5 protein-coding genes are annotated in these 9,044 nt (G+C 31.9%); all 5 read right to left on the bottom strand.

The features are described from left to right. Nucleotides 1-348: 348 nt before the first annotated feature. A complete protein-coding gene (locus EIG86_RS00955; protein ID WP_127844276.1) occupies nt 349-969 on the bottom strand; it encodes a hypothetical protein in 621 nt (206 codons plus the stop codon). Between the two features lie 34 nt (nt 970-1,003). Continuing rightward, on the bottom strand, nt 1,004-2,206 hold the full coding sequence (locus EIG86_RS00950; RefSeq protein WP_127844275.1) for a GIY-YIG nuclease family protein: 1,203 nt from the start codon (nt 2,204-2,206) through the stop codon (nt 1,004-1,006). Then, entirely contained in the window at nt 2,199-4,169 is a 1,971-nt protein-coding gene (locus tag EIG86_RS00945) for a DEAD/DEAH box helicase (RefSeq protein WP_127844274.1), read from the bottom strand. The genes EIG86_RS00950 and EIG86_RS00945 overlap by 8 nt, the downstream gene beginning before the upstream one ends. A 159-nt stretch (nt 4,170-4,328) precedes the next feature. Further along, the gene (locus tag EIG86_RS00940) at nt 4,329-5,969 is read right to left on the bottom strand and encodes an RNA-binding domain-containing protein (RefSeq protein ID WP_127844273.1); all 1,641 of its coding nucleotides are present in this window, start codon (nt 5,967-5,969) and stop codon (nt 4,329-4,331) included. 108 nt (nt 5,970-6,077) lie between these two features. Next, entirely contained in the window at nt 6,078-8,747 is a 2,670-nt protein-coding gene (locus EIG86_RS00935; RefSeq protein ID WP_127844272.1) for a class I SAM-dependent DNA methyltransferase, read from the bottom strand. Nucleotides 8,748-9,044 lie beyond the last annotated feature (297 nt).

Genomic DNA, 9,044 nt, shown 5'->3' with positions numbered 1-9,044 from the left:
GCCCTTGTAGATATGTTTTTCCGGAACAAAACAGAGGTGCCGAGACACACCATATTACCTGCCACGTCACTTTCTACTTTGCAATAAAATCACTTATGAAAACGGATTTAAAAAAGCGCAATGGCAAAAAGTAAGGGCTGTAATACTGTAATGCAATGAAAGTATTATAGCTTTTACTCTGCGGAAAGCAAAATAGGTATAAATGAAATGAAATGGAAATTATACTTATTTGCTTGGGGAATTGAAATTCATCGATTATTTAGTTGAATTCACTTAACTTTCAATACTGGCTAATTTACTCCTTTTAAGACATTTTTTTCCTAAATCAATTCCTTCTCTTTAAGGTTTCTATTCACAGGTTGATTTCAATCTAGTTTTACCATTTTCTTTAACCATTTTAAATCCATTATTAAGCATAGGTTGAAGGTTTTTTCTGCCGGTAAATTGCCAAAGCGCATATCCATATTGGCACTGATTAATTATTCCATTTTCATATTCTTCCAACATTAATTCTTTTAGCTCACTCCAGTATTTTTTGTGTGAATGAATAAAAATTATTAGTGGGTTAAACTCTGGATCAACAAATTCTTTGTCGTAATATTTCTTAATTCTTTCTGTACTAGGGAAACCATACTTTTTAGTTATTTCTATCATTCTTTCAGTATGCTCAGCATCCATTGGATTAATATATTTTCTATAAATTAAATCTCTTATACTGTCAGATACAAACTTTCTTTTTTTCATTTCTTGAATTCTCAAACTATCAGAAAGACTTTCGATTCTGTTTGTTTCTGACTTATCAAAAGTTTTATATACTGTGTATTCTCGCATTGTTTGGTCATAACCATACATAAATTCCATTTCTTCCACTAAAATTTCAATGTCTCTTTTAAAGAGTGAATCTTTTGAAATCTGTGAATAAACTGAATTACAGAAAAATATAGTTATTATTAAAAGTTTTAATTTCATTCTCAAGTTTTATTGTCGTAAAAAATTATAGTCATTAATCGTTTTTGGTAATTTTTTCATTTTGAAAATCGTAGTGATAGTTGATAATTTCACCAGTATTAAATAAACCTATTGCTCTTTCTATTATTGGATAAGGAACTACAAACCATTCTCTTGGGGTTATTCTGTTTTTATTTTTATCGTAAATATCTATTTGTAATTGTGCTTGACTAAAAAAGCGGTGGATTAAATTTTCAAACTTTTGTGTGTTTACATTTACACATTTAAATGTTGCTACTACTTCTACTTCTGCATTGAGATAGGTCGCTTCATTTCTAGCATTAATCACTCTTTTTTGAACGGGTACTGTAGAGAAACCTATTTTATATAAATTATTAAGTTTACTTATTTCTGGATGAGTTGATTTAGATTTTAATACGTAAATCCAGCCTGATTCTTTATCATCTTCTTCTAACTGTTCTACATTTGTAAATAGCTCTTTCTCGCTGTCTTTTTCTAAATCTGTTACTACTTTACCATTATTATATAATTGTTTTGCTAAAGACCTATAAAGCATATTACTATATGTACCATTATCAAAAACAGTTCTTGTTCTTACATCTTTCCTAACTCTGTCACCTAATTCTCTAACTGCCTCTGAAATATCACCTACTTCTAGGTACAGTAAAACACCATCAAGAATATAGTATTTTCCTTCTTTTAAGTTTTTTTCTGCATTTTTAAAGGATTTTAAACTACGTAAACCTAACTTAATTTCTTGGTGTACTTTTTTAAATTGCTTGTCATACTTTTCAAATTCTTCATCTGACATTGCTTTACGTTGCGCTACAAAATCGGTTTCTTTTTTATCTTTTGGGGTGTGCTTAAAATCGAAAATACTTGTACCTTCTTCATCATCTGCTAACAAACCGAAATCATCATCTTCTAAAATATCGGCTACAGATTCAACTTTTTTAGGCTCAAACAATAAATTATGCCTATCAACATCTTTTAATGCAAATTTCTTTTTATCATTTTCTCTAAAGCCTTTTAAGCGTAAATACAAACGCATTTCTGAAATACCATTACCTTGTTCTGGTTCTCTTTCTTTTTCATCTACAAAAGCATTGATTTCTTCAAAAGATTCTATTAAACGTTGATCTGTAGATTTTACGTTCGACTGCTTTGAAGTATCTTTTAAAATACCTAAATCGTCATCTTCAAAAATATCTTCTATGCTTAACTTATCTTTAGACATTTTGTTTTTGTTTACGCTTTAGTTCTTTTAAGAAAATAACTGCTTCTGCCATTCTTTTTTCTTTTGGCTCTAACGATTTAATATCGGGATTTTTTCCTGTTTTTTGCACCCAGGCTTTTATTTTGGGCCACAAGATAATAGCTTCCTGTTCCGTCATTTTAATTCTAGACGCATCTATAGTTTCCTGAATAGTTCTTAAAACAGGTGCTGTTACTGATTTGGATAATATTTCAAATGCTTTTTGAAACGGGTTTACACTATCTATTAAATCTATGTGTATTTCATCTATATTCACAAAGGTATCTGCCATTTTGATAAACCTTCTATCTCCTTGTTCTTCTATACTTCCGTTTTTAATAACTGAGTCTACAACAATATGTTGCCTTACTTCTTCTACCTCATCATCTGAAAGTTCAGGATAGGTTTCTTTAATAATTTTAGGTATTAACACTTGATTGATCACCTCTGGCTCCAAAGTCTCACTCGGCATTGCTTTGAGCATATCATTATCTTGCAAAATTTTTGCTTTTAAATCGTTTAAGTCTGATTCGATAATTTGCTCTACTCTTGCTGTTGAAGGTTCTTTAAAACCTCTGATGTGTATAGTGTTTTCCTCTTCATTTGCCTGTGTTCCATCTTCACGATCTACTTCATATTCATTATCTTCTTCTTCAGGGTATTTCGCTTTAAATTTAAAATTAGGCGCTAACACCTGCTCCATTAATAAAGAAGCGGTAATTGCTTTTAGCATATTATTGACTGAAAGTTTTACCTCATCATCTTGGGCATCGGGTTGAGCGATTAAATTGGTGAATTGAGCGTGTGTTTTATTGTCGCTATCTCTTGTAGCCCTGCCGATGATTTGAATAATCTCTGTTAATGAACCCCTATAACCTACCGTTAAGGCTTGTTCGCAATATGGCCAATCAAACCCTTCTTTTGCCATCCCTAAAGCAATAATGATATCAATATCTTCTGGAGCATTTACATTGCGTAAATAGTTTTGAATTTTATCTCTTGATTTTTGGTCATCATTTACTAAATCAGCTACTTTAATAAGATTTCCTGTTTTATGCGATTTAACGTAAATAACCCCTGTTTCTGAATCTTGGTATTCTATTTCACCTAGCGTGTCTATTATTTTGCCTACCTCTTCATATTTTTCTTTAGTGGATTCACCAGAATTTACACTAGGAATATGAATAATGGTTTTTTTATTTTCATCTAGAACCTCGTGAATGGCAGTTGTATATTTTCTTTGGTAAAAATGATAACCTATTCCTAAAGATTTTAAATACTCATAACCATTCAGCTGTTCGTAATAATCGTATTTAACTTTAATGAACTGCGCTTCTACTTCGGGTAAAAGAATAGGAATACTATCGCCTCTAAAATAAGAACCTGTCATTGCAACTATATGAGCAGTTGACTTAGCCATAATAGAGCTTAAAACACTTCCTAATCTATTGGTGCCTTCGGCAGATACGTGATGAAATTCATCTATAGCAATTAAGGTGTCATTAAACTGTTTTTCATCAATAGCATCAAATGCAAAACGCAGTGTAGCGTGTGTGCAAATAAGAATTTCTTCCTTACTATTCATAAAGTTAATGAAGGCATCTACTTTAGACTTTTCACCGCCAGGCGTACAAAGGTTGTATTTAGGATTAGGATTCCAATCTTCAAAAAAACCGTATTTTTTTAACTCTGTTGGAGCGAAAGAACTGCCAATAGAACGTTCAGGCACTGCTACAATTAATTTTTTTATATCTTGGTTACGCAGTTTATCTAAGCCAATAAACATTAATGCCCTAGATTTACCTGATGCAGGAGGAGCTTTAATCAGTAAATACTGTGCTGTTCTTGCTTCAAATGCTCTTTCTTGCATTTCTCGCATTCCTAGCGCATTGGTTTTTTTACTCTTTCCTGTCTGTTTATAATTGACTTTAACTAAATCTGGCATTTGTTTTTTTATTTAATTAACTAGAAAAACTACATTAAGTTTATCTAAACCCTAAAATTAAGAATGTTTATAAGAAACTCTATTACAACAACTAACAAAAAGTTTATCTAAAAGTTTATCTAAAAGTTTATCTAAAAAAAAACTTCTATCGCTAGTTAGTTAAACTTTTTTCCAAATAGGTTTTCTATTTGTACCTGTATTAGTAATAGAAACATCACGCTTAGACATTGCATAAATAATGTTTCTTAATTTATTCTTTTTTTGATCTTCATCTAAAACATTAGGAAGAATATCTAATATTAATTTATCTAAATCTTTTTTACTAGCAGATTCATATTCTTCTAAATAATTTAAAATCATTTTTTTATAATGATCATCTTTAAACCCTCGCATTTTTATATACTCTCCCTTTTCGCCTGTAGCCTTGGCTACTTTAGAAGAAATATGAAGATTAGGACGCCTGCCTTCTATTAATTTTCTCTCTTTTAAAGACCTACTTTCTTTAACCGTAATACTTTTATTTTTCGCAACTTTATCTAATAAGATGATATCATTTAAAGACAAACTAGGTACTTGTGCTAATTTTCGCGCATAATCTATATCTAAAACCTTGCCTGTAATGGTTACTTTCACTTTTTGATTACCAAATTCATAATCTGGTAAGGGGAAGAATTTCTTACTTTGAATTTTAAACATTCTTTTAATACCACTCCCAATGGTATCAATCATATTAAGGCCTACCATTGCATTGGTTAAAAAGGCATTTCTATAATTTTGCTCAGGGGAATCAGCATTGATGACTGCTTCTATACTTTGCGGAATAAAATCACCTGAATTTGAAAAAACTAAGGTAGAATTTTCATTTTCAACCACTACTATTTTACCCCCTAATGTATAGTCTTGATGGGCAATACAATTATTTAATGCCTCTCGTATGATATAAGGATCATATTGATCTACTTCATCTGGAAATAAAGAGTCATCATTAATATACCGATATTTAAGATTTCTTATTTTTTTACCAATTTCTACTACATTTAATAATAAAGGGCACGTAAAATGTTCATAATCTTTTTCAATATTATCTGCATCTTTTAAAATCCAACTCACCGTAGCTCTTGCAGGGTTAATGTAGTGTTCAGCTTCAGGTTTACCGAGTAGTAAAATTGCTGTATTGGTGATTTTACCTTTAATGGTAATTTTTGCTTTGTTTAGAAAAACCTCATCTGACCAAGATTTAACTTCATCAGCTAAACTTTTATTTTTTTGAATAAAACGCTTTCTAGCTTCTTTTATCGCTTGGTTTGACAAATCTGCAATACTCGCTTCTTTAATAATTTGAGCACTCCAATCTGTTTGCTTAACCTGATTCTTTATACGATCGTATTCGTTATCATTTAAAGCACCTAAACTTTCACCATCTCGACCATATTTAAAACCTTTCCAGCTAACAGGCATTCCCTTTGGAGCGGCAGGAATTTCTAACACGACTACTTCTTTACCTTCGCGAACAAATCGATTGGTTGAAATAAAACCCAAGTGCGGAGAAGTATGGTCTGCTATTTCTTTTTTATATTCATTAAGCTGTCTTTCTGATATAGTAGTACCTACTATGGTTTGATTGTCTTTTACACCAAACACTAGATAAGCCGAAGTTTTATTTTCTAGGTTCGCTTCATTGGCTAAAGCAGAAAAATACTTACCCAGCTTATTTTTATCATATTGCTGTTTAGCTTCTTTAAACTCAACAACTTCGTTTTCTGAAGGTAAGCCTAATAATTCGTCTAATATATCTTTCATACTACTATGCATAAATCACTATTGCAAAATATAGTGCTTTTTTGCAATAAAGAGTTGGCTATTGTAAATTTTCTCTATTTTTTGCAATAAAATTAAATTCTCATTATTTTATTTATCCTTTTCCTCCTTCACCATTTTCTCATATTCTTTAAACAAATACTCCAAAAGTTGGGTGTCGTTTTCGAAAGGTTTGAGGCGGTAGCAGCGTTCTACGGCGGCATCTAGGTCTTGATGGGCTTGGCGTAAACCTTTGGGCATTTTATCGGGGTCGTAGAGTTGAGCCATTGTTTTCTCGGGGTGTTTTTCACGCTCTTCCAACACCGCAAAAACATTTTCTTCTATTTGGGCTTTTTTAACTTTGCTGATATTTGGGAATGGGAAATTATTATAAGTCAATGAAACTGAGTAATTAATATCTGTTTTAAGGCGACCAGATACAACATTTGACCAAGCATAGTGCATTTTTGAAGAAAGAATACCGAAAATATAAGGATCACTATCATAAATTACCTGAGCTCTATCCGAGATTATCGTATTTTGATCAAAAAAACCAATCTGTAAATACTCTCTACGCTCCGATGTAACTCTCGGTACTAATATGGAATTTGTTTTTTTGTGTCTTATTTCTCCAAATTTGTGAGGAATTTCAGCTAGCTTTTTTGTTGCTTTTCTATTACTAGATAATCTTAATTTTTCAACCTTAGCTATTTGATTTGACAAAAATTGATTATTTAAAGCTTCTTTTAAATTGTCGTCTTCAATCCAGATACACCATCTAAAATCACTTTTCATAAATTCAACTGCACCAATAAATTTTTTAAAATATTCTTTAATGCCAGGGTTTTCTTTTAAAACATTTATGTACTCTTCATTATTTAAAATTAAGTGACCACCATCATTTGCCATACTACCAAAAACCATTTTTGGTAAACCTGAAATTTGCTCTCTTTTTTTCTCAATATAGATATTCTTATAATCTATTAAATATGGATTTATATTTTTTACTTGTTGCTTAAGATTATTTTTATTTACTATAAACTTTTCAGCTTTTGAACCTTTCGATGACAAAGAAATTATAATTACAGTTACACCCGCATTACCTTTTGCACTATTAGACCACTTAAAAGAATGATATGCAAAATTTATCTCTGATATTTCAAGAATATAAGGCCATAGTAAAGAGACTTGTTCTCCTTGGCATATAGAATTAGTGGAAACAAAAGCCAAATTATGAGTAGTACCATTAATATAACTAGCTCCTTTAAAAAACCAGCAAGAGATATAATCTAAGTTATTATAACCTTTTATTAGTTTAAAAACATTAGCCATATCTTTTTTTTGAAATTTATTTTGCTTTCTTGCCCCCAAATACGGTGGATTCCCTAGCAAATAAATTTCATCACCTTTTTGTTTAGGACAAACTTCTTCCCAGTCTATTCGGGTGGCATTGGCACAAGTGATATTACCAGATGCTTTTAAAGGTAAAATGGGGTTAGACTTCCCGAGTTCTAGTTGGTTTTCAAAATATTTATTCATTTGGTGTTCTGCCAACCATAAGGAAAGTTTAGCGATTTCGTGGGCAAAGTCGTCTATTTCTATGCCATAAAATTGGGTGAGTTGTATTTCAGAATAAATAAAACTCTGTTGAGTTTCGGTTTCTAAAATTTCTTTCCAAATTTCTATTTCGAGCTTACGAAGTTCTTTATAAGCAATAATTAAAAAATTACCGCTCCCACAAGCAGGGTCAAAGATTTTTAGTTTACTAATGCGGTCTACTAATTTTCTTAGCTTTTTGGCGTTACCTCTAGCGTTTTCTAATTCTTCATACAATTCATCTAAAAATAAAGGTTTTATCACCTTCATTATATTTGGCACCGAGGTATAATGCATCCCTAAATTGCCCCGTTGGTCTGGGTTGACCACCGCTTGAATCATAGAGCCGAAAATATCGGGGTTAATATGGCTCCAATCTAAGTCACCACTTTTTTCCAAAATATCTCGTGCTTCTTTATTAAAATGAGGGACGCTTAATTTATCTTTAAATAAGCCTCCATTTACATAAGGAAATTGGTCTAAATGTGCAGGTACATTTTTACGTTCGGTTTCTTTTAGGTTCAACACCTGAAAAAGCTCGTCTAAAAAAAGATGGACATCGCTGCCGTCGTTTTGGGTATGCTGCATTAGGGTATTGGTAAACATTCCTTCTTCGGGAAAGATACTGGTGTCCTCTGCAAAGAAACAAAACAGCAAACGTGAAAAGAATAGGTTGAGATCGTGCACTCCATTTTCCAGAATGTTTGGATTTTCTTCAATAAGAATATCGTATAGCTTAGCCATACGATAAGAAGCTTTACGGTCGGCTTCATTCTCATTCGTGGCTTGATACACTTCTTGGCCTGCCCAGGGCAAGAAAAAGCTATGGTTTTTGGGCAAATCTACAATAGGAACGTGCAAGTTTTTGCCTGTATGGGTATCTTTTGCTGCTATCTCTTTGTAATTGGTAGTAATGACAAACCTAGGATTATGCTTTAGGTTTTCTTCTTGGCTTAAATCTTCTACCAATGCCATTAACTCATCTTCACTCGCTTCTTTAAATAACAGTTTCTTTTTATATAAGATTTCACCTTCATTTTTAGCCAAATTAAAATCTCCCTTTTGCAAGCGTGTTATCGAGGCTTTAGAAATGCCATAGGCACGCAATAAGTCGTATATAAACGTTTCTTGGTTGAAATTAGTAACTAATTCTTGTACTTTTTCTTGAATTTCGGTAGAGGTCATTCTTTAGTTTTGGTGTATTTGTTTCAAATTTAAGCTTTTTAATATTTGAAATGAAAAGTTGCTTATAGAATTTCGTTAGGCTTTAAATCAATCATTATGGTTTAGGAATACTGATGCGACTCAATTAATAGCTCTCTCACTTTTGCTCAAGAGATTATTGGTACTGATGAGGTTAGTGATTATATAGGACAGGAAGATACTGATATCACCAAACATATAAAGATAAACCGCAAGTGGTTGTTAATGATCCTGGACAGATAGAGGTTTTGGAGTAGGTGTATTTGGTGACGTGTTTGT

The organism is Psychroflexus aestuariivivens (assembly GCF_004010055.1).
GTDB lineage: Bacteria > Bacteroidota > Bacteroidia > Flavobacteriales > Flavobacteriaceae > Psychroflexus > Psychroflexus aestuariivivens.
Note: the sequence above shows the minus strand (reverse complement) of the source record. Positions and strands in the feature narration are given on the sequence as shown.

Coding starts and splice junctions, on each gene's coding strand:
- EIG86_RS00955 (WP_127844276.1), bottom strand. CDS start 969: ATGAAATTAAAACTTTTAATAATAACTATATTTTTCTGTAATTCAGTT.
- EIG86_RS00950 (WP_127844275.1), bottom strand. CDS start 2,206: ATGTCTAAAGATAAGTTAAGCATAGAAGATATTTTTGAAGATGACGAT.
- EIG86_RS00945 (WP_127844274.1), bottom strand. CDS start 4,169: ATGCCAGATTTAGTTAAAGTCAATTATAAACAGACAGGAAAGAGTAAA.
- EIG86_RS00940 (WP_127844273.1), bottom strand. CDS start 5,969: ATGAAAGATATATTAGACGAATTATTAGGCTTACCTTCAGAAAACGAA.
- EIG86_RS00935 (WP_127844272.1), bottom strand. CDS start 8,747: ATGACCTCTACCGAAATTCAAGAAAAAGTACAAGAATTAGTTACTAAT.